The sequence below is a fragment of the Anaeropeptidivorans aminofermentans genome (assembly GCF_940670685.1).
Classification (GTDB): domain Bacteria; phylum Bacillota; class Clostridia; order Lachnospirales; family UBA5962; genus Anaeropeptidivorans; species Anaeropeptidivorans aminofermentans.
Genome location: NZ_OW711693.1, coordinates 3,399,458 through 3,426,081, shown reverse-complemented (window position 1 = coordinate 3,426,081; position 26,624 = coordinate 3,399,458). Strand labels below are relative to the sequence as shown.

18 protein-coding genes and 1 tRNA gene are annotated in these 26,624 nt (G+C 39.1%); 14 read left to right on the top strand and 5 right to left on the bottom strand.

The window, feature by feature from the left end:
- Window positions 1–164 precede the first annotated feature (164 nt).
- Both pflA and pflB read right to left on the bottom strand, forming a co-directional pair.
- On the bottom strand, window positions 165–944 hold the full coding sequence (gene pflA, locus NBX03_RS14490) for a pyruvate formate-lyase-activating protein (RefSeq protein WP_250228481.1): 780 nt from the start codon (window positions 942–944) through the stop codon (window positions 165–167).
- A gap of 230 nt (window positions 945–1,174) precedes the next feature.
- Window positions 1,175–3,400 (bottom strand): formate C-acetyltransferase, encoded by a 2,226-nt coding sequence (pflB, locus tag NBX03_RS14485; RefSeq protein ID WP_250228480.1) that lies wholly within the window; start codon window positions 3,398–3,400, stop codon window positions 1,175–1,177.
- 880 nt (window positions 3,401–4,280) lie between these two features.
- On the opposite strand from pflB, the gene NBX03_RS14480 reads away from it, so the two are divergent.
- From NBX03_RS14480 to NBX03_RS14440, 8 genes are all read left to right on the top strand, one after another.
- Window positions 4,281–4,877 (top strand): DNA-3-methyladenine glycosylase, encoded by a 597-nt coding sequence (locus NBX03_RS14480; RefSeq protein WP_250228479.1) that lies wholly within the window; start codon window positions 4,281–4,283, stop codon window positions 4,875–4,877.
- 189 nt (window positions 4,878–5,066) lie between these two features.
- Window positions 5,067–5,618 (top strand): GNAT family N-acetyltransferase, encoded by a 552-nt coding sequence (locus tag NBX03_RS14475; RefSeq protein ID WP_250228478.1) that lies wholly within the window; start codon window positions 5,067–5,069, stop codon window positions 5,616–5,618.
- A gap of 889 nt (window positions 5,619–6,507) precedes the next feature.
- Window positions 6,508–8,400: a DUF4914 family protein gene (locus NBX03_RS14470; RefSeq protein WP_250228477.1), complete on the top strand. Its 1,893-nt coding sequence runs from the start codon at window positions 6,508–6,510 to the stop codon at window positions 8,398–8,400.
- A gap of 738 nt (window positions 8,401–9,138) precedes the next feature.
- Window positions 9,139–10,407 carry a 2-C-methyl-D-erythritol 4-phosphate cytidylyltransferase gene (gene ispD / locus NBX03_RS15990; RefSeq protein WP_323373242.1) on the top strand — a complete coding sequence of 423 codons (1,269 nt, stop codon included), beginning with the start codon at window positions 9,139–9,141 and terminating at the stop codon, window positions 10,405–10,407.
- Window positions 10,408–10,498: 91 nt separating this feature from the next.
- On the top strand, window positions 10,499–10,699 hold the full coding sequence (locus tag NBX03_RS14455; RefSeq protein ID WP_250228476.1) for a cold-shock protein: 201 nt from the start codon (window positions 10,499–10,501) through the stop codon (window positions 10,697–10,699).
- A 750-nt stretch (window positions 10,700–11,449) separates the two neighbouring features.
- The gene (gene typA / locus NBX03_RS14450) at window positions 11,450–13,279 is read left to right on the top strand and encodes a translational GTPase TypA (protein WP_250228475.1); all 1,830 of its coding nucleotides are present in this window, start codon (window positions 11,450–11,452) and stop codon (window positions 13,277–13,279) included.
- A 765-nt stretch (window positions 13,280–14,044) separates the two neighbouring features.
- Entirely contained in the window at window positions 14,045–15,664 is a 1,620-nt protein-coding gene (locus NBX03_RS14445; protein WP_250228474.1) for a putative polysaccharide biosynthesis protein, read from the top strand.
- 160 nt (window positions 15,665–15,824) lie between these two features.
- Window positions 15,825–15,897 (top strand) — tRNA-Arg (locus NBX03_RS14440).
- Between the two features lie 440 nt (window positions 15,898–16,337).
- Here NBX03_RS14440 and NBX03_RS14435 read toward each other — a convergent pair.
- The 3 genes from NBX03_RS14435 to NBX03_RS14425 all read right to left on the bottom strand — a co-directional run bounded on the left by NBX03_RS14435 (window position 16,338) and on the right by NBX03_RS14425 (window position 18,606).
- The gene (locus NBX03_RS14435) at window positions 16,338–17,033 is read right to left on the bottom strand and encodes an L-2-amino-thiazoline-4-carboxylic acid hydrolase (RefSeq protein WP_250228473.1); all 696 of its coding nucleotides are present in this window, start codon (window positions 17,031–17,033) and stop codon (window positions 16,338–16,340) included.
- 122 nt (window positions 17,034–17,155) lie between these two features.
- Window positions 17,156–17,860: a hypothetical protein gene (locus tag NBX03_RS14430; protein ID WP_250228472.1), complete on the bottom strand. Its 705-nt coding sequence runs from the start codon at window positions 17,858–17,860 to the stop codon at window positions 17,156–17,158.
- Between the two features lie 20 nt (window positions 17,861–17,880).
- Window positions 17,881–18,606 (bottom strand): DUF5058 family protein, encoded by a 726-nt coding sequence (locus tag NBX03_RS14425; protein WP_250228471.1) that lies wholly within the window; start codon window positions 18,604–18,606, stop codon window positions 17,881–17,883.
- A gap of 473 nt (window positions 18,607–19,079) precedes the next feature.
- On the opposite strand from NBX03_RS14425, the gene NBX03_RS14420 reads away from it, so the two are divergent.
- From NBX03_RS14420 to NBX03_RS14395, 6 genes are all read left to right on the top strand, one after another.
- Complete coding sequence (locus NBX03_RS14420; RefSeq protein WP_250228470.1) at window positions 19,080–19,520, top strand: hypothetical protein; 441 nt, start codon at window positions 19,080–19,082, stop codon at window positions 19,518–19,520.
- A gap of 1,096 nt (window positions 19,521–20,616) precedes the next feature.
- Window positions 20,617–21,063 carry a MerR family transcriptional regulator gene (locus NBX03_RS14415; protein ID WP_330638424.1) on the top strand — a complete coding sequence of 149 codons (447 nt, stop codon included), beginning with the start codon at window positions 20,617–20,619 and terminating at the stop codon, window positions 21,061–21,063.
- 318 nt (window positions 21,064–21,381) lie between these two features.
- Window positions 21,382–23,952, top strand: a complete 2,571-nt coding sequence (locus NBX03_RS14410) for a helix-turn-helix transcriptional regulator (protein WP_250228469.1) — start codon at window positions 21,382–21,384, stop codon at window positions 23,950–23,952.
- 170 nt (window positions 23,953–24,122) lie between these two features.
- The gene (locus NBX03_RS14405) at window positions 24,123–24,299 is read left to right on the top strand and encodes a hypothetical protein (protein WP_250228468.1); all 177 of its coding nucleotides are present in this window, start codon (window positions 24,123–24,125) and stop codon (window positions 24,297–24,299) included.
- Window positions 24,300–24,536: 237 nt separating this feature from the next.
- Entirely contained in the window at window positions 24,537–25,352 is an 816-nt protein-coding gene (locus NBX03_RS14400) for a CheR family methyltransferase (RefSeq protein WP_250228467.1), read from the top strand.
- 6 nt (window positions 25,353–25,358) lie between these two features.
- Window positions 25,359–26,381, top strand: a complete 1,023-nt coding sequence (locus NBX03_RS14395) for a protein-glutamate methylesterase/protein-glutamine glutaminase (protein ID WP_250228466.1) — start codon at window positions 25,359–25,361, stop codon at window positions 26,379–26,381.
- Window positions 26,382–26,624 lie beyond the last annotated feature (243 nt).

Sequence of the window (26,624 nt, the reverse complement as noted above, 5' to 3'; positions counted from 1 at the left end):
CTTTTCAACTTTATAGTAAATTTTTTATAAGGAAAAAACAAAAACCCTATTCACTGCAGATTCAAAAACACGGATTCCATTCGGAAACGGTACATTTTTGAATCCTTGCGAATATACGGTTTTGTTCCTGTTTAACTTCAAATTTACTTTAAGTATTATATTTTCTAATGAATCGCAAGACCCTTTGCCCTGAATAGTTCCCTTGCTTTTTCTATGCTTTCTTTTTGAGGCTCCGGGGTATCGGTAAGCTTATAGTCATAGCCCAGCTCCTGCCATTTATATTCCCCCATTTTATGAAAAGGAAGAACTTCGACCGCCTGAACAGAGGAAAGAGAGCTTACGTATTCGGCAAGCTTTTCAATATCCTCATAATTATCCGAAAGGCCCGGCACAAGGACGAATCTAATCCACATAGGGATGGAGTTTTCGCTTGCATATTGGGCAATGGAAAGGGTATGGCTTATTTCTCTTTCCGTTATTTCTTTAAAGGTATCAGGATTATAGCTTTTTATGTCAAGAAGCATCAAATCCGTATAGTTCAAAACCTCTTTGGCTGAATCAATAGGGCAGAAGCCGCTGGTATCAAGGGCTGTTGAGATGCCCTCTTCTTTGCAGGCTTTAAAAAGGGTTTTTACAAACTCCGGCTGCATCAGAGGCTCTCCGCCGCTTACAGTAACGCCTCCGTTTGAAAAATGCATAAAGGATTTATACTTTATAATATCGTCCATAAGCTCTCTGACACTCATCCGTTTGGAGTTTTTTCCCTTTGGGTCCCAGGTATCAGGGTTATGGCAATACTGGCAACGCATAGGGCAGCCCTGCATAAAAACCACATATCGTATGCCCGGGCCGTCAACGGTTCCGCAGGTTTCTACAGAATGGACATAGCCGAATACATTGTCGGGATCAAAGCTTTTTTTCTGTTCTGTTAATGATTGTTCCATTAAATATCCCCCTTATATAAAAGGAAGCTGCAATTGTAGTTTACAAAAGCGGCGTTCGCCGCTTTTGTAAACCTTTACCGGCAGGAGCAAATCGGCTGTAAGCTTGATGGTTTACAAGCTTGAAAGCAAGCTTGATGACCTTCGCTGCCGATATCCCAGGGCAAAGCCCTGTTTTTCGATTAAAGTCTGTGATGCTGAGCTTACTCGTCTATCGTTAATAATAGCATTTATTAGAATTTTGAATGGAAGGTTCTGTGGATAACGTCAAGCTGCTGCTCTCTTGTAAGCTTGATGAAGTTTACGGCGTAGCCTGAAACCCTGATAGTAAGCTGAGGATATTTTTCCGGGTGATCCATGGCATCCAAAAGTGTTTCTTTATCGAATACGTTTACATTGATATGATGGCCGCTATCGGTGAAATATCCGTCTAATATGCCGCAAAGATTTTGTACTCTTTCGTTCAGCTCTTTGCCTAATGCCTTAGGAATGATGCTGAAGGTATAGGAAATACCGTCCTGTGCGTATTTATAAGGAAGTTTTGCAACGGAGCTCATGGAAGCTATTGCACCTTTTACATCTCTTCCGTGCATTGGGTTTGCACCGGGGGCAAAAGGCTCGCCGGCTTTTCTTCCGTCTGGGGTGCTTCCTGTTTTCTTTCCGTAAACTACGTTTGAAGTAATGGTAAGTACGGAAAGAGTTGGAACAGCTTTTCTGTAAGTAATTTGCTTTTCAAGCTTCTCCATGAAAAGCTTAACTACATCGTAAGCAATATTATCAACTCTGTCATCGTTATTTCCAAAGGCAGGATATTCGCCTTCTACAGCGTAGTCAACAGCAAGACCGTCTTCGTTTCTTATAACCTTAACCTTGGCATGCTTAATAGCTGAAAGAGAGTCGGCAACAACGGAAAGACCGGCAATTCCGCAAGCTTCCGTTCTTAAAATATCCCTGTCGTGAAGGGCAAGCTGAAGGCTTTCAAAATTGTATTTATCATGCATATAGTGGATAACGTTAAGGGTTTTCACATATAATTCCGCAAGCCAGTCAAGGGTTTGATTAAATTTACGGGAAACCTCTTCATATTCAAGGTATTCGCTTGTTACAGGCGCAAATTCAGGCCCGATCTGTTCGCCGGTTTTCTCGTCCTTACCGCCGTTTATAGCATAGAGAAGGGCTTTGGCAAGGTTTGCTCTCGCACCGAAAAACTGCATCTGCTTTCCGATTCTCATGGCGGATACACAGCAGGCGATACCATAGTCGTCGCCCCAGTAAGGCCGCATTAAGTCGTCGTTTTCATACTGAATGGAGCTTGTATCTATGGAAACCTTGGCACAGAATTTCTTGAAGTTTTCAGGAAGGTGAACGCTCCATAATACCGTAAGGTTCGGCTCGGGGGCAGGACCTAAATTGTAAAGGGTATTAAGCATACGGAAATTTGACTTTGTAACGAGGGTTCTTCCGTCTTCACCCATACCGCCTAAGCACTCTGTAACCCATGTAGGGTCGCCGGAGAAAAGCTGATTATAATCGGGTGTTCTTAAGAATCTTACCATACGAAGCTTCATAACGAAATGGTCCATAAGCTCCTGAGCTTCTTTTTCTGTTAAAACCCCTTCTTTAATATCTCTTTCAATATAGATATCGAGGAAGGTGGATACGCGGCCAAGGCTCATGGCGGCGCCGTCCTGCTGCTTAACGGCGGCAAGGTATCCGAAATAGGTCCATTGGATAGCTTCTTTAGCATTTTTAGCAGGAGCAGAAATATCATATCCGTAGGAAGCAGCCATTTTTGCAAGCTCTTTCAAAGCCCTGATGGTTTCCGATATATTTTCTATGGCAAGCATGGTATCGGAATCAAAGCCTGATTTATCCATGGATTTCTTTGCATGAAGTTTATCCTCAATAAGCTTATCAACGCCGTAAAGAGCAACTCTTCTGTAATCACCGATGATACGGCCTCTGCCGTAAGCATCTGGAAGGCCTGTAATAACGCCTGTATGTCTTGCCTTTCTCATGTCTTCCGTATATACGTCAAAAACACCGTCATTATGGGTTTTTCTGTATTTTGAGAATATTTCTTCTGTAGTAGGGTCAAGCTCATAGCCGTAGCTTTCCAAGGCCTTTTTAACTACCCTGAGACCGCCGAAAGGCATGATGCCTCTTTTAAGAGGTTTATCTGTCTGGAAGCCTACGATTTGTTCAATCTCCTTATCCAAGTATCCAGGACCATGGGAGGTTATGGTATTTGGCGTTTTCGTTTCTACGTCAAGTATGCCTTTTTTATTTTCTTCTTTGGTAAGCTCCATAACCTCGGCCCAGAGCTTTGTTGTGTTTTCTGTGGGGCCTTCAAGGAAGCCTGAGTCGCCCTCATAGGGAGTATAGTTCTTCTGAATAAAATTACGTACATCAATGTCTTGGTTCCATCTGCCAGGCTTAAAACCTTTCCATTGTTCCATTAAGATACACCTTCCTTTGGTTGAATATTTATATTACTATAGTAATGGCATTTTATAAGAATCAAAATGTGTTTATGGCAGGGGCTTTTTAAAAAGGCCTTTGCCAATTTACTTTTCCTTTATTTCACGCTAGCCGGAATAAAGGAAATTGACTATATGATAAAGTAAATACAGGCAACAAAAACCGATATTCGATATGAACTCAAAAATGCGATATTTCTGAAGAAAATAGTGTTTTTGAGTGTATAGGGAATAGGTTTTTCTTATTTCTTTAAACACATCTTATTGTAATTAAATTATACATGTATACAGTATACAACACAATATACAATATGCACAAACCTCTTGTAAATGATAATCTTTATTTGTAAAAAATAAATTTCCATATTTTCCGGCTATCTATATTGAAGCAGAATTCAGCAAAAGCTCAAAGCATTTTGTTGAAAAATACAAATTTATACAATTAAATACAAAATTGAATTTTACAACAGCCGAAAAAAACTATTGTTTTGAGAAAAATATATGCGGAGATACTATTTATACCGTCTTTAAATTTAATAATTACCAAATTAATGGGGATACCATTCAGTACAATTATGGTATACTATTTATTATGTTCAAAAAAGCCATAATTAAAAACATTAATTAAAGCCAAACAAGATTAAGGTAGTAACAAAAGCATAATTTTTATAAAGGGCTTAAATATATAAAGGCGCTATATTTAGGCTATATAAAGTCAGCAAAGATAAAAAGCAGTTTGCTGACTATAAGAGAATGCTCCCTGGCTTCACTGTAAGTGTTTTCAGGTTTGCTAAGTGTAAAATATAAGGTTTTTGTTATTGTTATTAATTTGTTTCATTATAATAAGCAGGAGAGAAAAATGAGAAACAGAATACTTCCCAAGGAATATTATTTAAAGGATACATTGTTTCTGGCAAGGGACTTAATAGGGAAATATCTTGTCAATACGGTTGACGGAGAGGAAATCGCATTAAGGATTCTAGAAACGGAGGCCTATATAGGCTCTATTGATAAAGCCTGCCATGCTTACGGCGGAAGAAGGACCCAGAGAACGGAGGTGCTTTATGCCGAGGGAGGAACGGCCTATATATACCTTATATACGGAATGTATTACTGTATGAATATTGTTACGGAAGAAAAGGATACAGCCTGCGCCGTTCTTATAAGAGGGGGAGAAATTGTAAAGGGGAAAGAAAATGCTTCCTTATTAAGATACGGAAAAAGCCTTGATGCCCTTTCTAAATATCAGCTTAAAAATTTTTCCAACGGGCCGGGAAAGGTCTGTAAGGCCATGGCCATTGACAAGAGTTTAAATTATAAAAAGCTTTACTCCGATAATTTATATGTGGCAGATAAAAAGGAAGAAGACCCTATTTCGGATATAAAAATAAGCAAAAGGATTAATATAGATTATGCCGAGGAAGCAAAGGATTTCCTGTGGCGGTTTTACGTATAGTTTTTTTGCTTAAGGCCGATATATTTGATATAAAAATCTATAGTAAATTTCACAGAAGGATGCAATAAAAATCTATTTTTCATAAACGGCTTAAACATATAGAAGTGCTGTGTTCAAGCCATTCAAAACATACGATTTTTATTACTGTTTAATTTGAAATCGACTATAAAAAGCTTTAAGGAGATAAACATGGAAGAATTGATGATGATAAGGCCTAAAGAGCGGCAGACGGCTGAAAAATATATCTTTAGCTATTTAGGGGCCTGTAAAGAATTTAAAGAGAAAAAAGTAAAGCTTTACACCTTGCATGATCCTCAAGATTTTTATATATGGAAGGAAACCATCTATGATGATTTCAGCGAAGAGGAAAAGGGCAACTATAAAGGCAAACCCTATATACCTTCTACCACCTTCTGGCTGGTAAACGAAAGAGAATTTATCGGAACGGGCAATATTAGGCATTATTTAAACGACAGCATAGAGCTTCTGGGGGGGCATATAGGCTATGCCATAAGGGCCAGCAAATGGGACAGGGGATATGCAACTTATTTTTTAAGACTTTTGCTTAAAGAAGCAAATAAGCTTTCCATAGACCCTGCTCTTATAACCTGTGACCTGCCCAATAGGGCATCGGGAAGAGTAATAGAAAAAAACGGCGGAAAGCTTTACGATGTAAACGATCTTAAAGTTGACGGGGAAAAAAGAAGAGTGTGCCGTTATCTTGTTCCTACAGATGTATAGTCAATTTGCTTTCATACCTTTATAAGTATTTGGCTTTAGAGAATATAAATAAGCGAAAAGAAATAAGAATTTTTGCACCGTAAAATACCGCAAGATTAAAATGCCGCAAAGGATATTTTAATCCGGCCGGTATTTTTTTATTTCATTTAAAGTGCTGCTATTTCATATAAATTCAAGCGATATGCGGTTTTTCTCCAGGTTCACTTTAAATTTATTTATATATGAAAAGATACAGGTTTAGAGAAGAAAGAAGATATAATTTAATGATTTTTGCGGATTCAGCAAGCAGTCTTTGCACTGCACAGCAATCCAAACTCACTATTTATAGGCATGATAGAATTCTTCCATGATTATAAAAAATAAATATAAGTTTTTGCAAGAATATATTGTATTTCCTGCAAAAACTTGATAAAATAGAAAGCGACGTCGGTTCGCTGAAAGTAAAAAGACAGGGTTTGACACCGGGTGGTTTAGCAAAAGAGACAGATACGGATAAAGAGGAATATAAATTATAAACAATAATGTTTTGCGGATTAATTTTAAATTTCTTATGGCATTATTAAAAGCTTCCAATTCCATTAAAGCAAGTTAAGCATGATTTTGTTTTAACTCTGAATGAAGTTATACTGCCGTATAAATTTTTTGAAGCTTTTGAAATATTATATTTCTTTTTTCAGAAATCATATTCCCATGATTTTTCTGCTCATAACTGCCTTTAATATCACCTTCTTATTTAATTTTTAAGGGCTTGACCGGAGTTAAATATGATAAATAAGCTTAAAAAAGATAAAGTTTATTTATTATAGACTTAAGGAAAACTTATTAAACTTAAAAATCAAAAGGCAATTTTCAAGTTTAATAAGTTTACGCATCTATTAAGGAGGTTCTTATGAGTAGAGAAAGTTTAAATAAGATGCTTCTTCCAAGAGAGGTTATTGACATTCTTGAGAACACATCTGCCGAAATAACCATACCCGAATCAAGGCAGGAGCTTTTTGACCTTGCGATGGGCGGAAAAGAGAATGATACATTTGATATTTCCTATGATGTTAAGGGAAAGGGCATGGTTAGAGAAGCCCAGGTAATAAAATGTAAAAACGGCATTGTCTGCAACTATGAAGATACCTACATGAGAAGAAGAGACCCGGACTGTATGTTTATCGCCGACAGCCTTCCAACGGATAAGATAAGGCATGAGGAAAGGTTTGGGGTTAAGTTTGACGGCATAAGAAGGGCCACTTATGAATGGATAAAAGCCCTTGATGAAATGATTATCATGCCCTTTTATTCGGGAAATGAAAGCTTAGGCCTTGGATACCCCTCTTTATTGATATGCCCTAAAAATGCGGCGTTCTTTGCTGCCTCTATGGCAGACCTTCAAGGCTTTGTGCCTAAAAGCAAAATCCCTAATTTCTTTAAGCCGAGAGCTGTAATATACGTGGCCCCGCCTTTCAGGCATACGGATTATGAAGGAAAACAGGTTGTAGTACATAACAGGCTTTATGAGATGCATGAGATTTTTTCTTATAATTTATATCCCGGCCCGTCAGCCAAAAAAGGCATTTACGGCGTGCTTTTAAATATAGGCGAGCAGGAAGGCTGGACAACCTTGCATGCTTCCACCGTATCCATCGTGACCCCCTACGAAATGACGACGACGATTATGCATGAAGGGGCAAGCGGCGGCGGAAAAAGCGAAATGATAGAGCCTTTCCACAGAGAAGACGACGGCTCTTTGCTTCTTGGGGTAAATACCGTTACCAATGAAGAAGTAAGAGTTCATATATACGACCATTGCAAATTTAATCCTGTTACAGACGATATGGCAATTGCCCATACAAGCCTTCAAAACCACAGCGGCAAGCTTGTGGTTGCCGACGCTGAAAACAGCTGGTTTTTAAGAGTAAACCATATTACGGAATACGGCACGGAGCCTTCCACGGAAAAAGCCACAATAAACCCGAAAGAGCCTTTATGCTTTTTGAATATGGAAGCTGTCCCCGGGTCTACCTGCCTTATATGGGAGCCGGTTATGGATGAGCCTGGAAAGCCCTGCCCCAACCCAAGGGCCATTTTACCCAGAAGGCATGTTGAAAACCATTTTGAAGGGGCCGTAGAGGTGGATATTCGTTCCTTTGGCATAAGAACACCCCCCACTTCAAAAGATAACCCCAATTACGGCATTGTAGGCATGTTCCACGTGCTTCCCCCTGCGCTTGGGTGGCTCTGGCGGCTTGTGGCTCCGAGAGGATATGCAAACCCCAGTATTCTTGACATATCTAAAGGCATGAAATCAGAAGGGGTAGGCTCCTACTGGCCCTTTGCCACAGGAAGAAAGGTTGATCAGGCCAATATCCTTCTGGAACAGATATTAAATACACCCAATACGAAATACGTTCTAATTCCCAATCAGTATATCGGGGTTTATAAGGTTAATTTTGCCGCCCAATGGACTGCAAGAGAATACCTTTCAAGGCGGGGCGGAACAAAGTTCAGACCGGAAGTGCTGATTGAAAGCAGATGCCCTATTTTGGGATACGCTTTAAAGGAAATAAAAATAGACGGGGAGAGAATCCCAAGAGCATTGCTCCAGGTGAATTATCAGCCGGAAGTGGGAGAAGAAGCCTACGATATCGGCGCGAAAATGCTTACGGATTTCTTTATGGCGGAAGCTGAGTCCTATCTTGATGACGACATTCTGCCCCTTGGCCGTCAAATCATAAAGGCTTGCCTTAGAAACGCAAGTGTTCAGGATTATTACGACCTTATCCCCGTGCTTTAACAGATTGAATATTTAATAATTCCGCAGGTTTACCTCTTGATTCAAAAGGCGTAAGCCTGCGTTTTTTCTTTTATGGTAAATTTATACTTGAATCAATATGAAATCGCAGCATTGTTAATTTGCTTTGCTTTTATTTTATGCCCTTTAAAGCTGAATACTTACGGCGCAATAAAAGCAAATTGACTGTAAAGCAAAACAGTACAGAACTGTATGCTTACACAAGCTCAAAATGCGCCTTTTCCTGTGAAGAATCCTGTTTTAAGTCTAAAGAGAATCGAATTTTGTTGCCTCTTCATGAGAAATTTATTTTATAGAAACCTTCAAACAAGACAAACGCATAAAGCGTTTGTCCTGTCGCAAAAATGATATTTTTGCGAGTTTACTGTCGGAAAGCCTCCAAAGTTCCTTTGAAACTTCGGAGGCTTTTACGTTTTGACCGGAATAAATCCGGTCAAAACATAAAAGCCTGCTGTGCTAAAGAAAGGGATTTGTACATAATTTTTTTCATGCATTTGTCCTGAACCTTCAAAGCTCTTTAATTGACAACAGACTGTTTTTAAGTTACTGTATAGTATAGTAAACTTGCTTTTCTTCCGCAGTACGCAACAGGCTCCTAGGATGCATAAAATCAAGGAAAAGCAAATTTACAACGCTGCTATTTTACTTTTATTCGAGTATAAATTAAGCTTATCCGGGATAGAAAGTATATGTTTTTGTTGTTGATACAGGGGGCGTTATATGGATAAAAATAAAGCTGCGGCAATCATTGCTGCCGGCGGAAAAGGGGAAAGAACAGGCCTTAACATACCCAAGCAGTATGTGGAAATCAATGGGAAGCCTGTTTTAGCCTACACGATAGAGGCATTTCAGAATAATTCATTAATCGATCATATCATCATCGTTGCAGGGGAGGACTATATCGATTTCTGCAAGGAAAATATTGTGCTTAAATACGGCTTTTCAAAGGTTAAGCATATTATTAAAGGCGGAGAAAGCCGCATGCTTTCCGTGTATGAGGGTGTAAAGCTCTGCGAAGATTCCGGCATTATACTGATTCATGACGGGGCAAGGCCATTTGTAACCCAAGAGGAAATAAAAAAAGCCTATGAAGGGGCATTTAATAAAAATGCCTGTATCTTGGCATGCCCTTCCACGGAAACATTAAAGGCAGTAAAGGACGGCATTATTGAAAAAACCATAGACAGAAGTCTTGTATATTCCGCAAAAACCCCCCAGGCCTTTAAAGGCCGTTTAATAAAGCAGGCCTATGAAAAAGCCCTGAAGGACGGCTACTCGGCGACGGACGACGCGTCTCTTTTGGAATATATAGGAGAACCGGTGTATATTGAAGAAGGTTCTTTTCAGAATATAAAAATCACCTCTTCAGAGGATATAATATATGCCGAATATTTGCTTAATTCTAGAGAGCATCATAATGATAATCCATTAACCCTCTCAGAAAATAAAGAAAATACAGAAATCCTCAAAAAAGAAAAAGAAAGCACCGAAGAGGCTGAATATCATGGTAAGAGGAAGAACGTCACCATATATACAGACGGGGCCTGCTCCTATAACCCGGGCCCCGGCGGATACGGCGCTGTCATCATCTATAACGGCAAGGAGCTTGAGATTTCTCAGGGCTATAAAAAAACCACCAATAACCGCATGGAAATCATGGGGGTTCTTGCCGCCCTTTCGGCTTTGAAAGAGCCTTGCGACGTGGCACTTTATTCCGACTCGAAGTATGTTGTTGACGCCATAGAAAAGGGCTGGGTTACAAAATGGAAGAAAAATAACTGGATGAGAAATAAAAATGACAAGGCCCTCAATGTTGACCTCTGGATAGAGCTTTTGACTTTGCTCGAAAGGCATAATGTTCAATTTCATTGGGTAAAAGGCCATAGTTCAAACGCTTTAAATAATAAATGTGACGAACTTGCACGAAAATCCATATTATTTGACGACTTATTGGAAGATTATGGCTTTGTTAACGGTGAAATTATATAATAAATATGTTGACATGGGTATGTTTATGTGTTAATGTAGTTATGTTACAAGGTAACCCTTATTTTTTTTATTTTCTAGGAGGATTTTTTTAATGAAAACAGGAACAGTTAAATGGTTTAACGCAGAAAAAGGATTTGGATTTATTTCCATCGAAAACGAAGACGATGTATTTGTACATTTCTCCGCTATTAACTCCGACGGCTTCAAGACTTTAGAAGAAGGCCAGGAAGTTCAATTTGACGTAGTTGAAGGCGCTAAAGGTCCACAGGCTGCAAACGTAGTTAGGTTATAATCTTTGAAATTACAATTAATGTTTTTCATTAATGCAATATAGATGATTATAGCAACACACCTTCCATATTAATATGGAAGGTTTTTTTATGATGATGGCAGGGTATGAACTTAAAGAACAGGATATAGTAAATTTAAAATTAAACAGCAACAAAATTATATCTTCACATAGACTCAAAAAGGTACCGTTTCCTGTGGGAATCTGTGCTTTTAAATCTATAGGGAATAGGCTTTTGTTATTTTCTTTATGAAAAATTTACTGTAGATGCGGTTCAAGGATGCCCTGTGAAATTAGTGGGTAACGCTTTGGATTTGTGAAACAAATTCAAATTTCATTTGAAAGGCTTCTTTTATATACAAAAAGTCCAAGGTTTGGCCTGTTCACAGCCAATTTCTTGAAATATAAATTAATTACGATGGATATAATTTATTATGTTATAGTCAATTTGCTTTTATGCTTTTTATGAGGCCTTTTAAAAGAGGACTTATATGGAAAGGCTTGCTATTGTTTAATAAATTAAGAAGTGGTATACTTAACAAGCTAAAAAAGGATTAAAGCAAAACAAGATTAAGGCAGTAACAAAAATCTATTTTTTATAAACAGCTTAACATATAAAACTTTGATATTTAAGCCATTCAAAATATACGGTTTTTGTTACTATAATCAGTTTGTTTTACTATAAACGCCCAGTTTTTCAATGCAAAACATTCTCTAAGCATTGCTTTTTAAGAAAGTAGGAAACTTTATTTTATGATAAGACAAGATATTAGAAACGTAGCAATTATTGCCCATGTTGACCATGGCAAAACAACTCTTGTAGACGAGCTTTTAAAGCAAAGCGGTGCCTTCAGGAAAAATCAAGTAGTAAACGAAAGGGTTATGGATTCCGGAGATATTGAAAGAGAAAGAGGAATCACCATTTTGTCTAAAAATACCTCCATCAGGTATGAAGGCGTTAAAATAAACATCATTGATACCCCCGGCCATGCGGATTTCGGCGGAGAGGTTGAGCGGGTTCTTAAAATGGTAAACGGCGTAATACTGGTGGTAGATGCTTTTGAAGGTCCTATGCCTCAGACGAAATTCGTTCTCCAACACGCTCTTAATCTTAATTTGCCGGTGGTTGTGTGTATAAACAAGGTGGACAGGCCCGAAGCAAGACCGGAAGAGGTAGTCGACGAGGTTTTGGAGCTTTTCTTCGAGCTTGACGCAAACGACACTCAGCTGGATGCCCCCTTTATCTTTGCTTCTGCGAAAAAGGGTATCGCTTATGCAGAACTTGGCGGCGAAGGAAGGGATATGCGTCCTTTATACGACGCCATAATAAAGCATATACCGGCCCCCGAAGGAGACGAGAATGCTCCGCTTCAGCTTTTAATTTCCACCATCGACTATAACGAATACCTTGGAAGAATCGGCATCGGCAAGGTTGAAAACGGAGAGATACACGTTAACGATGAGGTTTCCATTGTAAATATCCATGACCCCTTAAAGAAAAAGAAAGTAAAGGTAAGTAAGCTCTATGAATTTGAGGGCCTTCAAAGACAGGATGTGGACTCTGCAACCGTAGGCTCTATTGTAGCCGTATCGGGAATAGATGATATTCATATAGGCGACACCATATGTGCCCCCGATAATCCCGAGCCCCTTCCCTTTGTGAAAATATCGGAGCCTACCCTTAGTATGAATTTTTCCGTCAACGACAGCCCCTTTGCAGGCAAAGAAGGAAAATTTGTAACCAGCAGGCAGATCAGAGAAAGGCTTTTTAAAGAGCTTAACACCGACGTAAGTCTCAGAGTGGAAGAAACCGACAGCACCGACAGCTTTAAGGTTTCGGGAAGAGGAGAACTGCACCTTTCTATACTCATAGAAACCATGAGAAGAGAAGGCTACGAATTTCAGGTTTCAAAGCCTGAGGTTTTATATAAAGAGGTAAACGGAAAGCTTCATGAGCCTATGGAGGTCGTTACCATAGATGTGCCGGAAGAATTTGTGGGAACCGTTATCGAAAAGCTTGGCAGCAGAAAAGGCGAGCTTAATTATATGGCTCCTTCCAAAGGGGGATATACGAGAATCGTATTTAATATCCCTGCCAGAGGGCTTATAGGCTACCGTACTGAATTTTTGACGGATACCAAGGGTACAGGCATTATGAACTCTCTTTTCGACGGCTACGGCGAATATAAAGGGGAAATCATAAGCAGAAGCCAAGGTTCTTTAATTGCCTTTGAAACAGGCGAAGCCTTTGCCTATGGCCTTGTGAACGCTCAGGAAAGAGGAGAACTTTTCGTAGGCCCTGGCACAAAGGTATATGCCGGCATGGTCGTAGGAAGAAACGCCAGAGGAGAGGATATGGAGGTTAATGTCTGCAAGAGAAAGCAGCTTACCAACATGCGTGCCGCAGGCTCCGACGACAATACAAAGCTTACGCCGCCTATTGTGATGAGCCTTGAGCAATGCCTTGAATTTATAACCAACGACGAGCTTGTGGAGGTAAGTCCTACCCAGCTTAGGATAAGAAAGAAAATCCTTGATTCTACCCAGCGAATGAGAGCTGCAAGAAGGGCAAAAGAGGACTAAACAGGGTCTGAAAACAGGCTTTTGTTTGGCTTTTTAGACGCGCCCTAAGGATTTAATAAAGACTTAAAGTTTCAAACTGCGGAAAATAGTGTATAATTATAGAAAAATAGAAGCAAAGAATATATTATAGTAAATTTCACAGAAGGAAGCAATAAAAATCTATTTTTCATAAACGGCTTAAACATATGGAATCCCTATGTTTAAGCCATTCATAGCCAACAAAGATTAAAATATCTTTGTTGGCTATAAGAGGGCGTTCGCCTGAAAACACTTTAACAGTTTCCCTGTAAGTGTTTCCAGGTTCACTAAGCATAAAATATACGATTTTTATTACTGTTATTAATTTGATTTACGATAACTTGCAGTAAGCCTTTTGGCATATGGTTAATTTGCTTTTAGTCTGCTGTAAGCATTGGCTTTAGCAGGCATTAATAAGAGCAAAGCCATAAGGGTTTTTGCTTTGGAAAATACCGTAAACGGTATGTTAATCCGGTCGGGATTTTTCCTGTTCCATTTGACTAGGGATTATTTGATATTAATTCCAATTTAGGCATAATATTTTCTTTGCTTTGAAGTATTTGCAGAAACAATAACAAAAGCCTGCTTTAAATAAGGGAATATTTTCCTTGTTTACATCTATTATTTAGGCAAGCTGAAAAGAATATAAGCCATAGAATTTTTATCTTTTCGCCCTAAGGCCTTTGCTATTGTTATCTGCTTATAAATTACAAATGATAATATCCAAATAGAAACATGAGGTAGACTATGTCCGACAATTCGAGAGGCTCGTCCTTTATGGCCCAGGCTTTTATACTTGCCGCCGCCGCTATCATTACGAGGGTTATGGGCTTTCTTTACAAGCTTCCTATTATCAATATGATCGGCGACGAAGGCATAGGGATTTACGGCATGGGCGGGGTTGTATATAATTTCTTTTATATCCTTTCCTCGGCGGGGCTTCCTGCCGCTGTTTCCCGAATGGTTTCTGCAAGGCTTGCCCTGAAACAAAACGGGAATGCCCATGAGGTTTTTAAGGTATCTTTAAAATTTGCCCTTATCATAGGTCTCATAAGCAGTCTTGTGCTTTTTTTTGGCGCAGGCTTTTTTTCCAGTCTGATTAACAGCCCGGACGCTTATTATTCCCTCATAGCCCTTGCCCCTACAGTTTTGATTACGTCTGTATTAAGCTCCTTCAGAGGATATTTTCAAGGCATGGGAAACACTATCCCCACAGCCATAAGCCAAATTATTGAACAGATATTTAATGCCGTATTCAGTATTCTTCTGGTATATGTATTAATGAAAAGAACAGATGATATTTCCATAGCGGCGGGCGGCGGCAACGCCGGCACGGGAATAGGGGCTCTTATAGGGCTTTTATCCATTATGCTTATTTATGCCATGGCAAGGGGCAGGATATTCAGAAAAATAAAAAGAAGAAAAAGCTACGCCGAATATGAAAGCAAAAGCGCCATATTAAAAGAAATTTTACGGACGGCTTTTCCCATTATCGCAGGTACGGCCATCTTCAGCTTTACAGGTATTATCGACAGCCTTATGGTTATATCAAGAATACAGGTTGGAGGCTTTAGCTATAACGAGGCATTGGCTTTTTTTGGTCTGCTTTCCAATAAATTCAATGCCCTTACGACTTTACCAGTAGCCATTGCTTCAACCATGGCTACTGCTGTAATACCGAATATTTCTGCAAGCGTTGCCTTAAAAGACCATGCTTCCGTAGGGGAGAAGACGAATCTTGCCTTAAGGCTTGCCATGATTATATGTGTGCCTGCTTCCTTCGGTATGGGTATATTTGCAGATCAGATATATAAACTGATTTTTCCCGGGGCGCCTGCCGGCGGATATTTGCTTGCTTTTGGTTTCCCTACGATTATATTCTTATCCTTATACCAAATATCAACGGGTATTCTTCAAGGAATAGGGCAGGTTAAAGTTCCCGTTATGTCCGCGCTTGTGGGCTGTCTAATAAAAATCCCTGTGAATTACGTTCTTCTTTCCATACCTCAGCTGAATATTTTAGGCGCCGTTTTCGGAACCTTTGTATGCTATGCAGTTGCGGCTCCCATAAATGTATTTTTGGCTTACCGCTATACGGGAGCAAAAATTGATTTTAAAGGTATTTTTGTTAAACCGCTTTTCGCCTCTATATTTATGTCCGGAATATGCTATGTATCCTATTATTTAATATACAGCCTATATCCAAGCAATGCCATCGCCCTTATTATCTCCATATTTGTAGGAATCGTTGCCTATGGCCTTGCGATGCTTATGATAAACGGATTGGGTGAAAGAGAGCTTAGAGCCATTCCCCTAGGAAGCAAGCTCATCGGCTTTAAAGCATGGCTTTTCGGGGAAGGTATGTAAAAGGCCGCAGATAAATGCCTTCTTTGTGGCATATAGGAAACCACGGCAAACCCATGACAGGGGTTGCCCTTATAGATGAGGTATTTAACTATTGCGCTAAATAATATTATATAGTATAATAGCTATTGCGTTAAAAAGCTGAGGCTTGTCTTGGCTTCATGTCTCCGTAGCTCAGTGGATAGAGCATTCGCCTCCTAAGCGAAGGGTCGGACGTTCGAGTCGTCTCGGGGACGCTTAAAAAGAAAGGTTATAGCCTAGGCTATAACCTTTCTTTTTTGATAATGATAAAAAGGCATGAATTTAATTAGGAACGGTTTGGATTGCCTCGCAATCCAAATTTTATAGATTGTATAGTCAATTTGCTTTTATAAACTTATAAGCATTTATAGTAAATTTCACTGAAGGATGTAATAAAAATCTATTTTTCATAAAAGGCTTAAACATATAAAATCCCCATGTTTAAGCCATTCAAAATATACGATTTTTATTACCGCTTAATTTGAAATTTACTATAGACTTAAAAAGCATTAAACAGGAGAAAAGCAATAAGAATTTTTGCTTTGCAAAATACCGTTTACGATATTTTAATCCAGCCAGGATTTTCTCCTGTTCCATTTGGCAATGCCGCTATTTCATATGAATTTAAGTATATAAAAGGATATGGATATTTAATTTAGCAATTTGTCACATTAAAATTTGTATTTTTATAAGAAACTAATTTATCTGCCATTTCCTGTCCATATTCATCCGTAAAGTCCTTAAGAACCTGAGTGTTTACTTGCTCACCTTTTTCAGCAAAGATAGCCCCTGTTACCTCTGCATAGGACCAATAGGAATGGCCGCAGTGGTAATCGAAGCTTTGAAGATATGCTGCTTTTTTAGGTTTTTGGGGAATCTCTTTATAATTGGTATTTAAAATTCTATGAATGCAATAGTCGCTTTTATGAAGCGTCTGGTCAACCTCATAGGTAAGATAGGGGTTAAAGCCCCGGCAGATAGAGTTATCTAAATGCTCGCAGTATTCATGGCCTGCTTCAATAAGGCCCATTTCTTTAAACTGGGCATGCCATGGGCAGCGGTGGATATGTATTAAATAATGTGGGCTGATTTCTTCAATTTTTGATTGATTGGAAACTTCATTTTCAATAGTATACTGTGTGTTAACCCATTCCCCATATTGAAGATAAGTTTCATAGGTTAAATCATAGCCGTCACGGATAGCCCTCTGAGCCATTCTCCGTCCTCTTTGCTCAGCGTAATATTGTGTGGCGTGGATAAAAGCTTTTTTACCTCTCTCACCGAATTCTTCTGTCAAATGCACATAAAATTTAGCCGCTATAAACGCATGAACTTTTTCATTAAATCCCATTTGTTAATCCCCCTTTAATAATTTGCTTGGAAAAGTATATTTAAAGATATATTCTTAAATATTTTAAAGTATTTATAGGCATTATGAGCCGTGTTTCATAATGCTTTAAATTTACTATAAAATTATTTGCTTTGGTTTATAATCTTAGCATGAACCTTTCTTGCTGCAATAGTCCCTGCTATTACACAAAGAAGGATTTGTGCATACCCTCCTCCCCATGGAAGCCAGGAGAAGAATCCCTGAAGGGTACACCAGCGGAAGAAAAAGGCCGCAGGTATAACAATAGCAGAGGTTTTATAATCCATCATAATTCTTTGAACAAGCATTGCACCGAAAAGAGCAGGCAGTAAGTAGTTTAGGGAGCTTATTACGGCACTTGGCAATAAACTTAATATAAATTGGCCTGCAATAGCAACCAAAGTCATAACGGCAATGCTTATAAATATAGAGGTTGAAATAGCAATACAGCTTATAACCGTTCCCTGAGGGGTACCTGCCTGAACGTCTGCAGAAGATAAAGCAGAGGTGGCCGCAGGAGCCCGAATTTCTTTAGAGTTTCCGGCGATATAAGTAAGATACATTCCGGGTACATGCAAAATAGGAAACAGCGTTATAGGGTCAACTACATACCATGCAACCATAGCTGAAACCAATGCAATCAGGCCTGTCATAATGCCCCCGATAGAAGGAGCGGCGCCATAAAAAATGGCTAGGGCAAAAGCCGGTATAAAAATCAGCGGTATTGAGAGCCAGCAGGTAATTTTACCCCATTTAATAATATAAGGCATATAATCATTATCGAATACTTTTTGTTGTTCAGCATTCATTATGCAATCACATCCTTCCTTTATTTTGGCAGCACATTCAATCCTTCAAGTATAGTTGCGCCCACCATGCCCACAATCATGCAAATCGTAAGGCCCCATTCTTTAACCCACTGCTTATTTGCCTTTTTGTTATACTTTTGGATTATAAACATAATAAGACCTGAAATAATTACGGCAAAGGCTTGGTTTCTAAAAGGATAAACCCTGTCTGTGGTAAGAGATGAAAAAACACCGATTAGGGCACCTGTGCCAAGGATAGGTACAAGAGCGGCGTTCCCGCCTGACATAAGATGATTAACCTTATCCATCTTATCGGCAAACAGCGCTGCAAATATAACCCAGCCAATGCAGCCGCCGGCCATCACAATTGCAGCAGTGGCTAAGTAGTTTGCATCCATAGCGGCAGAACCTAATTCAATGCCCATACCTTTGGCTGCGAAATCAGCGCCTTGTAGTTCGTAAGAAACAGAGCCGATGAAATCAACTCTAAGCCATGCAAGGGGTGCCCCTACATAAAGGATTAGAGTCAGCATAGCGGTCAGCATTACAAAGCAAGGACCGATAGAGGTTACGGCAGCGCTTCTGACGGCGCTTGTAACCTGCTTCTGGGTTAATCCGATTTTAATAGCATCTGCTTTGCTTTTCTTAAAAAACAAAAAAGATTGAAAAAGTACTATTAAAACCCCTGGTGCACAAGCAATCCACATGACGATACTATTAGCCATATCAGAATATTCCTGTGTCATTTACACCCTCCTCTTTTTTAATGTTATATAAGCAAGAGGCCTTTTTTGCGGTTTATAGCTGAATTACCTTGAAGCCGAAGTGACAGAGTGCTGCAAAATATCAGAGGATATTTTGTGTTTTAAGCTATAGGCACTTCGGATTGAAATGCATTCTGCTATATCTGGATATCTGGCAGAATCCTGAAAACCATAATTACGAATACTTTATTTTGTGTAGAAATGAAAGATTCAGTATTCGCCATGCAAAGTCCTCATACTTATTAATGTGAATGGAAAATGTGATAAATTTTAGCCCGAAATAAAATATTTCTTGAAAACCGAATAAAAAGATATGAAGTTAAAAAACAGAATATCTTGCCTGATGTATAGAGGCTGTAACATATAAAGGCCATATATGCCTATGGAAACAGAGGTTTTATTCTAAGAGCTATGCTAATATAATGAGACATAGAATAATGGTTGGGAGGCTTGAAATGATGCAATTTATCTATAGTATCTGCGCTTCGCCTGTTGCCGCTTTTGCGATCTGCTGGTCAATTATTATAAGCATAGGTGAGATGTTTTACAAAAGCAAGCACATTGACATGGCAGAAGAAATTAAGGGGGCTTTGCGTAAATATTCAGAAAGCTCTGCCAAGACAGTACTCATGTTCAGCTTGATATACATATCGGCCATACTTCTTGGCACAATGTCAAATCAAATTATCCGGTGGATTATACTGGTATTTTGTTTTATGGGTATTATGATGATATTTGTAAAAATAGCTGCATCTACGGAATATACTGTAAAGAAGCTGCCCTATAGATGGAAGAAATTTTCTTTGCCTATTATTATAATCGATTTGTTAATGTTAATAGCCATGGGCTTTGGGGTAGTGTGGATGATTAAGATATTTGCATCATTCGGCTTATAGTCCGCCGCTTTTAAAGGAAATTTCGCTTGATTAGCGAAGTTTTTAGAAATATAGAAAACATAGATTTTTCACTAAATACTTATATGTTTAATAATGAGGATACTAGCTTAATAGGATTGTATGCCTTTGATAAAATAAAAAGACCAGTATATTTTGTTCCTAATGTGTAGACAGATTGCATGTGCGGATATTTTATGATAGAAATACTGTCTTTATTATATAGTCAAATAGATTTTATTCCGTAGTAAGTATTTGGCTCTAAGAAGACATAAAATAAGAGAAAATCAATAAGAATTTTTGTTTCGTAAAATGCCGTAAAGGGTATTTTAATCCAGTCAGGATTTCTTTCCTGTTCCATTTGGCAATACTATGATTTCAGCCATACTAAACGATATGAGAGACCACAAGAGTTTAGCTTGCAATCTCAGGCATATAAAAACATTTGCTTTGTTTAAGGCATTTCACATAAAATAAAGGGATAAAGGAAAGAAATTTTTAGCCGAAGCCTTGGTAATTTTTATATATTTAAATTGATGACAAATATAGATGGTTTAAATATCCCCAAAGGCCCATTAGGAGATTTACTCTATAAGCGGCCTTTTTTGCGCTCTTTTTTATACTAAGTGAACTTTAAAAAAGATACAAGGATGAGGTTATAAAACTTTTTAAGGTTGACATCTATAGTAAATTTCAGATGAAACAGTAATAAAAGTCGTCTGTTTTGAATGGCTTAAACACAGGGGTTTTATATGTTTAAGCCGTTTATGAAAAATAGATTTTTATTGCATCCTTGTGTGAAATTTACTATATATAATGGGTTTTCTTGACAGAAAATGGACTATAAGGTATCTTTAGTATGTAACCTAAAGTAAGGTTTAGGTTGAAGGTACTGCAGGCTGGAAAAGGGGCATTTTTATAGAATATAAAGCTTTATTATAGTTGAATTAAAAATACGTATAGTGAATTTGCTTTTATACCGCTCAGGAGTTTTTCCTGTTCCATTTGACAATGTTCCTATTTTATTTGAATTCAGCCACAAGCCTGAAGTTTGCAGCATACTTTAACAGGTTTTTAAAATTGGAAAAGGAGTTCCATTATGAAATATTCCATTGGCGAAGTAGCCAGTATTACTGGTATCACAATTTCAACTTTACGCTATTATGACCGTGAAGGCTTGTTTCCGAATATGGAACGCGGCAACGGAGGCATTCGCAGGTTTAATGAGGCAGAGATGGAAAGCCTCAGAATAATTGAATGCCTGAAGAACTCCGGCTTATCGATTAAGGCGATAAAGCTTTTTCTTGATTGGTGCCAGGAAGGTGACAGCACCTTAGAGGAAAGGCGGGAGCTGTTTTATGAACGCCTTGGCGTAGTAGAAAAGCAAATTGAAGAGCTCCAAAAAACTATGAATACCCTTAGATTTAAATGCTGGTATTATGATACGGCGGTTTCTTTTGGAAGCGAGAAAGCCCTTAAGGATTTAAACCCTGATAAAATACCGGAAGACGTCCTTAAATATAAAGTTGATGATTGTTTGGATTAGCCTTGCAAAGCTGTATTTTGCCTAAAAGAGTCTTTGTTTTGCAAAATACTGTAAAAGATATATTGCAGAGTAAAAATTACGCTTTAAATGCCGGCTTTTCTGCAGTAGAAAAACAGACGGCTATCGACGGTATTTCGAAAAAGCCGATGTTAAATTTATAGGTTTAAATTAAGTATACAGAGACTTAAAAATGGCAATCTATTGCTTTTATGACTTGCGCTGTATGCTCTTTAAGTTTATTTGATATAAAAGCATCAAAACGAAAAATTACTCTACGAGCTGCATGAAATTTTCCCCCATGGGAATTGGAGGAATGAGATGAGCGCAAGAATCAGTAACCAGAATAAATACTATTTTTCGGACAAGCTTAACAGACAGTTAAGCCAGATATCACGATATCCTTTGACTGTGGTTGAAGCACCGTCGGGTTTTGGGAAAACGACGGCTGTAAGAGAGTATTTGAAAAATGAGCTTTCAAAGGCTTCCTGCATATGGTATACCTGTTTGGGAGAATCCGCTTCTACGGCATGGATTAGCATTTGTGAGCTGTTTTCAAATCTAAACCGGCAGGTGGCAGACGATCTTAAGGATTTGAATCCCCCCACCATAGACACATTGTTTTATATTGCATCTTATCTTAGAAATATACAGTGTGAGGAAGAAACTTATTTAGTAATTGATAATTACCATCTTCTAAACTGCAGTATTCACCGGGAGCTGATGAATGCTTTTTCCATGCATGAATGTGCCAAGCTGCATATGATATTTATTACTCAGCAGCTTAAATCAAGGCAGCAGCCTTTCATACATAATAACAATATTTATATGATTGAGGGGCCCTCCTTCTTTTTTGACAGGGAAGGCATTGCTGCTTTCTTTCGCATGGAGGGTCTTCGCCTTACGGAAGAAGAGATTGAAAACATATTCATAACTACGGAAGGCTGGGTAGCGGCTATTCGGCTTCAGATGATTCACTTTAAGGAAACAGGCGCTTTAGTTTGCTCAGCCGGTATTGAGAATCTGGTAGAAACTGCCGTCTGGAACCGCCTTAAGCCTACGGAGCAGGATTTTCTGCTTACAGTATCGGTTTTTGACAGCTTTACGGCTCAGCAGGCGGCGGCAATGGTTGACGAAAACGTCATTCCCGTTGAAATTGAAGAAGACCTTAGGACCAGCGACTTCATACGCTTTATACCGGATAAGCGCCTTTTTATCATTCATAGTATATTGCTTGATTATTTGAGAAATCGATTTTACTATCATATGCCCAAGGAGTACCAGGACCATATATTACATAAAGCAGGTATATCCTGTGCCGCAGAGGGAGAGTATTGTATCGCCGCCCGTTTTTTCTATAAAGTAGGAGATTTTGATGGGCTTTTATCCTTACCCTTTACAAGAGCTTATATTGAAAAGCAAAAGGAAAAGTGCCAGGCAGAATTCATCAAGGCAATCATTGGGGAATGCTCGGAAGATACCTTATGCAAGTATCCCTTTACCATGATTGTTTTTGGGTACTATGTTTTTCTAAACGACTATTATGATACCTATGAAAGGCTTTGCAGGCTTTTACGAAAGGTTCTGAAAGAAAAAAGGGATATGACAAAAGAGGAGATTCAGAAGCTTACCGGAGAGTTTATCATTTTAAAGGCGTTTGGTGAATTTAATGATCTTTCTAAAATGAAAGGGAGCCTTGGTGATGCATGGGAGATGCTCGGTGCCCATTCTTATATGCTTAAAGAGAGTACCCAGTGGCTGTCTGTTTTTCCTACTGCTTTAGGAATGTTCTGGCGTGAACCCGGCGGGCTGAACCAAACATTAAAGACCATGGACGAAATCAGGGCTTTGTACCGCAAATACAGCAAAGGCAAGGGAACCGGCTTCAGCCATTTGGTATGGGCAGAGGCCATGCTTTTAAAAGGAGATGATGACGAGGCGGAGATTCTCTGTCATAAATCTCTTTATAAGGCTCGCAGCTGTGGGCAGACAAGCATCAGCCTTTATGCAGAATTTAATCTTGCGCGAATTTTTATTCTGCGGGGGGATACGGAAAAGTTTTTAGCTACAGTTAAAAATATTCAAGGGTATGGAGAGAAAAATCCAGAGCTGCCGATTTGCAAAATGGTAGATTTATGCATGTCTATGATAAGCCTGCTGCTGGGCAGAAAGGACCATGTTGCTCCGTGGCTTTACAGTATGGAGAGCATAGAGCAGTCCGTATACGCCCCCGTTGTTCCTTTTGCAAGAGTATTGTATTTCCAGCTTCTGCTGGCGGATAAGCGGTATAATGAGCTTTGTGAAGCCAGCCTTTTTGCACTGGATATCCTCGAAAATTCCAGCGGAAATGCAAAATATAGAATGCCTCGGGTATATTATTTGATTTTTCTTGCAGTTGCGGTCTATCACAATGGAAATACCACCAAAGCCCTTGGCTATCTTAAAGAGGCCGCTGACATGGCTCTTATAGATCAGGTTTATCTGCCTTTTGCAGACCATGAATGCATGGGAGATTTACTTTTAGGGCTGAATGGATATAGTTTTCATGAAGAGAAGGCCTTGGATAGAACTCTACTGCCTTATGAAAAGGCGCTTAAAAGCCCCATAGGCAGGCCCCTTCGAGGGGAGCAGGGAAGCTTTACAGATTTAATGACCCTTTGTAAACGCCAAGCCAAAGGCATAAGCATAATAAAGAAGGCATTTCTTGGGGATAAATCCCTTTTAACCCCGAGAGAAAGAGAAATTGCCCTTCTTGCAAAAGATAGGATGAGCGCAAAAGAGATTGCTGCTAAGCTCTATATATCCGAAACAACAGTTAAATCTACTTTGAGAAGTGTATACGGCAAGCTTGAAATTCATTCCAGAAGTGAATTGATAGCAAGAAAATTTTGACGAAAAATGTAATTTCCTACTGAAAGTAGTAAGACAAGAACCTTATTCCGTTGTATGATTCTATACAACGGAATATTTATGTAAAGGATATAAGCATAGTAAATTTAAGACGTTTTATTTCTAAGGCTAAAACGATTGACAGCATCATTGAATAGGCAGAGGATATCTTAATGGGAAAATGGTTTAATAACTTAAAAATCAGTGCCAAAAATGCTGGGTTTCTAGCCGGTGTAATAGGTGCTGCAGGCATTATGAGCATGACCCATATGGGAAGCACCTATAGCTTTGCCTATACAAATTCGGTAAATGGATTAAAAAATATGGAAAGAATAAGCACATCTTTTTAGAAAGCCCCAATAGACTAGACCTTTTTGAAACGGCCTTAGCCGATGCCGGAGAGCATAAGGAAGAATCAATTTAATAAGAAAAGTTATGGTAAACAATATGGACCTTAGAAAGTATTAATTATTAAGGATTTAAATAGGCTGAATACTATTTTTCGGATTAAGAATGGGCAATTGAAAATCAAAGAGAGGGGATAACCTGTGATAAGGCTTCCCTTATTATTAAAGGCAGGTAAAAATATGGTAAGAATAACGGAACAGGAGTTTCGGCAGTTTGCCGATTATATAAAATCCAATTACGGCATCTACTTCAAAGATGAAAAGAAGACATTGATTGAAGGAAGGCTGGGCAATTTAATGTCAAGCCTGAATTTTAAAAGCCTGACAGAATATATGCATTATGTAAAGAGCGATAAAACGGGGCAGGCGGCATCTGTTATGCTGAATAAAATTACAACAAACCATACCTTTTTCATGAGGGAGCCGGCGCATTTTCAATATTTCAAGGATATGGTGCTGCCCTATCTGTCAAAAACTGTAAGGGATAAAGATCTAAGGATATGGAGCGCGGCATGCTCCTCGGGAGAAGAGCCGTATACCTTGGCAATGATTATAGATGAATTCTTTGGGCCGGCAAAAATAGGCTGGGATACGAAAATTTTAGCTACGGATATTTCACAGGCGGTTCTTTCTGTTGCCAAGGCAGGCATTTACAGCAGCGAGAGGATTAAGGACCTGCCGGAAAGCTGGATAAGGCGGTATTTTAAAAATCATGACAGCGAAAATTATATTATATCGGAAAAAATCAGAAACGAGGTAATTTTCAGCAGTATTAATCTTATGGACCATACATTTCCCTTCAGAAGAAAAATGCATGTTATTTTCTGCCGAAATGTTATGATTTATTTTGATAATGAGACGAAGGAAAGGCTTGCAGAGCGTCTTTATGATATTACTGAGCCGGGAGGCTTTCTCTTTATAGGCCATTCGGAAAGCCTGAACCGTGATAGGACACGGTATAAATATGTAATGCCTGCCGTATACAGAAAGGAGTAGATTCATATGTATACGCTAAAGAATATTAAAGTTTTGGTAATTGACGACAGTTTGCTGTTCCGTGAAATGCTTGTCAAGGTTCTCTCCTCAGATTCGCAGATAGAAGTAATTGCTGTTGCATCAGACCCCTTTGAGGCAAGGGATAAAATTATAGAGACGGTTCCCGATGTGATTATCTGTGATGTGGAAATGCCTAAAATGAACGGAATAGATTTTCTGCGCTGGCTGCTGCCGCGGCATTTTTTCCCTGTTATTATGGTAAGCACCATAAATAGTGCTGTTTTTGAGGCTATGGGGGCAGGGGCTGTAGATTTCGTTGAAAAGCCCGGCGTTCAGTCAAAGGATAACGAGCGGTTTGCCGCAGATTTAATACAAAAAATAAAGGCGGCGGCCGCGGTAAAATCTCCGCCTGCCAAGCTGGCAGCGGCCTCTGTAAAGGTTTCAGGCAATATGCTTAATAATACGGAGCGAATTATAGCCATAGGTGCTTCCACCGGCGGAACAGAGGCCATATTCAGCATACTCAAGTCTTTGCCTTCTGGGATTCCCGGCATTGTAATTGTGCAGCATATCCCTCCAATATTTTCAAGAATGTTTGCAGAGCGAATGAATAATCAGACTGATCTTCATGTTAAAGAAGCAGAAATCGGAGATTATGTGGAGGAGGGCAAGGTCCTTATTGCACCGGGGGACCGGCATATGAAAATAAGAAAAATCGGTAAACGGTATAAGGTGGAATGTGTTCAGGGGGATAAGGTAAGCGGACATTGCCCCTCGGTAGATGTCCTTTTTGAGTCTGTGGCAAAAGAAGCAGGAAACTCCGCTATTGGTATATTGCTTACGGGCATGGGCCATGACGGGGCAAAAGGGCTTCTTTCTATTCGGTCTAAAGGCGGGAGAACCATCGGGCAGGATGAAGCCTCATCTATTGTATATGGTATGCCGAAGGTCGCCTTTGATATCGGCGGCGTGGAGATGCAGGCATCATTGGAGAATATTCCTCAGGTGCTGATTAATCTCTTGGGGTAGATTATATCCGGCAAGAATTTGATATTATAAAGATTGTTTTAAGAATAAGGCCTTTTTTAGAAATCCTACAGAATGAAGCAAGGAAATATTTCTGTTATAAATTTCATATTTAAATCAAGCCCGGCTGCTGTCTGCCGATTTGCCTTCTGAAAGGAAGAAACAGAAGTTTAGCAATAGGCATATCTTACTATTAATATTAAGAAAACTTATTTCACTTTAAAATAAAGAGCCTATTTCAAAGCG